This is a genomic window from Candidatus Kryptonium sp. (assembly GCA_025060635.1).
Classification (GTDB): domain Bacteria; phylum Bacteroidota; class Ignavibacteria; order Kryptoniales; family Kryptoniaceae; genus Kryptonium.
The window spans coordinates 1-522 of sequence record JANXBN010000145.1 but is presented as its reverse complement, the minus strand read 5'-3'; the positions used below and the strand labels follow the sequence as shown (position 1 = coordinate 522).

At 37.0% G+C, this 522-nt stretch carries 3 protein-coding genes; all 3 read right to left on the bottom strand.

Translation table 11 applies throughout. From position 1 onward, the window contains the following. Positions 1-4: 4 nt before the first annotated feature. From NZ923_10845 to NZ923_10835, 3 genes are read right to left on the bottom strand one after another with little or no spacing between them, the layout of a single operon-like run. A complete protein-coding gene (locus NZ923_10845; GenBank protein MCS7230503.1) occupies positions 5-220 on the bottom strand; it encodes a hypothetical protein in 216 nt (71 codons plus the stop codon). After that, the gene (locus NZ923_10840) at positions 133-354 is read right to left on the bottom strand and encodes a hypothetical protein (GenBank protein ID MCS7230502.1); all 222 of its coding nucleotides are present in this window, start codon (positions 352-354) and stop codon (positions 133-135) included. Before NZ923_10840 ends, NZ923_10845 begins: the two co-directional genes overlap by 88 nt. After that, positions 321-452 carry a hypothetical protein gene (locus NZ923_10835; protein ID MCS7230501.1) on the bottom strand — a complete coding sequence of 44 codons (132 nt, stop codon included), beginning with the start codon at positions 450-452 and terminating at the stop codon, positions 321-323. The genes NZ923_10840 and NZ923_10835 overlap by 34 nt, the downstream gene beginning before the upstream one ends. Positions 453-522: the final 70 nt, after the last annotated feature.

Here is a 522-nt window from a genome sequence, read left to right as displayed (position 1 = left end):
CGAACTAGTTTGAATCGCACCTGTGAGGGATTGAAACAAATGGGACAAAAAAAATAAGGCAGGTGCGGTAAAACGTTTGAATCGCACCTGTGAGGGATTGAAACATTTTATCCCAAAACAAGGGTTTAATGCTTACAATTGTTTGAATCGCACCTGTGAGGGATTGAAACAAGCTAAATGTTTTCTCTCGTCCCAACAACATCTCTGGTTTGAATCGCACCTGTGAGGGATTGAAACTTTTTGTTCATTGCAAACAATAACAACTATATAACCTGTTTGAATCGCACCTGTGAGGGATTGAAACATGTATATTCCGTTTTTTAAAACAAAAAAGTGTCCCAGTTTGAATCGCACCTGTGAGGGATTGAAACATAAAAATAACTATCTTTTAAATTGCTTCCTTTTAACGTTTGAATCGCACCTGTGAGGGATTGAAACTTAACATTAGACATAGTCTTCCGTCAAAAACTTCAATGTTTGAATCGCACCTGTGAGGGATTGAAACATATCTCAATTTTATAA

Excerpts from the sequence above, each read along its gene's own strand:
- NZ923_10835 (MCS7230501.1), bottom strand. The coding sequence starts at position 452 with ATGTCTAATGTTAAGTTTCAATCCCTCACAGGTGCGATTCAAACGTTA.